The following is a 1,485-nucleotide window of genomic DNA, read 5'->3' on the forward strand; positions in this document are numbered from 1 at the left end:
GCTGCCCCGGCCTGAGCTGGATGCCGGGGACTTGCAGGCATTTACCCGGACAATGACGCAGCAGCTGAATCATCGTGGACCGGATGACCACGGTGTTTGGGTGGATGCCAATATCGGCATTGCACTTGGCCATGCTCGTCTGGCAATCATTGATCTCTCTCCGGCCGGTCATCAGCCCATGCACTCTGCGTGCGGGCGCTATGTGATGGCGTTTAACGGCGAGATCTATAATTACCAGACGCTGAGAAGCAAGCTTCAAGGGCACAGTGGGGCGGGGAATGGCTGGAGAGGTAACTCGGATACCGAGGTGCTGTTGTCTGCCATAGCTACATGGGGCCTGCAGTCCGCACTCGAAGCTGCCGTGGGCATGTTCGCTATTGCCCTGTGGGATCGTCAGCAACAGACATTGACACTGGCCCGGGACCGCTTTGGTGAGAAGCCACTTTACTACGGGTTTGCCAGTGGCGGACGTGGCCCGCTGTTGTTCGGTTCTGAACTGAAGTCGTTGATGGCGCATCCCCATTGGCAGGGCACGCTGGCCACCGATGTGCTGGAAGATTACCTGCGTTTTGGTTGTGTTGGCGGTGTGGCGAGCATTTTTCGGGGTGTAGCGAAACTGCCGCCGGCTAGTCTGTTGACGGTGTCAACTGCCGATGTGCTGAGTGGGCAACTGCCTGCACCGATAATCTGGTGGTCGGCAGAGCAGGCAGCCCGTGACGCCATGGCGGCGCCGATCAGCGATCATGGTGCAGCGATTGCTGCGGTGGAGCAGGCGCTCAGTCAATCTGTACGTAGCCGCATGCTCGCCGATGTGCCACTAGGCGCCTTTCTCTCTGGCGGCGTCGACAGTTCGTTGATTGTGGCATTGATGCAGCAGCAGTCTGACCGGCCGGTGCGCACATTTTCCGTGGGCTTTGATGACCATCGCTACGATGAATCCGGCCATGCCGAAGCGGTGGCAAAACATCTCGGCACCGAGCATCTGACATTGCAGGCAACTTCTGCCATGGCGCTGGATCTGGTACCTGGTCTGGCGGATCTTTATGACGAGCCGTTCGCCGATTCATCTCAGTTGCCCTCTGTGCTGATTTCAAGGCTGACCCGTGAACACGTTACCGTAGCTCTATCTGGCGATGCCGGCGATGAGCTGTTTGGCGGGTATAACCGTCATCTGTGGGTGCCACGTATTTGGCGCAAGCTGAGGTATTTGCCACTGCCAGCGCGCCGCGCACTGGGCATTATGCTCAAGACAATTCCTGTGGATGCTTACGACCGCCTGATGCAACGCGGTGGCAGGTTTTTGCCGGGGCGGCTGCAGATGCGCACCTTCGGCGAGAAGCTGCACAAGTTGGCGGCGGTGCTGGAGAGTACTGACCAGCAGGCACTGTTCGCGGGCGTCGCGTCGATGAACCGTGAGCCTGCAAGCCTGCTGCAAGGTTCGGGAAAGGGCAAATCCCCGGACGCACTGTTTCCGGCTTTACAGGG

1 protein-coding gene is annotated in these 1,485 nt (G+C 59.1%); it reads left to right on the plus strand.

The features are described 5' to 3' along the window. The coding region (gene asnB / locus J1C54_RS05430) for an asparagine synthase (glutamine-hydrolyzing) (protein WP_229145972.1) at window positions 1-1,485 on the plus strand (1,485 nt) is incomplete at both ends.

It is taken from the genome of Alcanivorax sp. 1008, from assembly GCF_020667895.1.
Taxonomy (GTDB): Bacteria; Pseudomonadota; Gammaproteobacteria; order Pseudomonadales; family Alcanivoracaceae; genus PGZG01.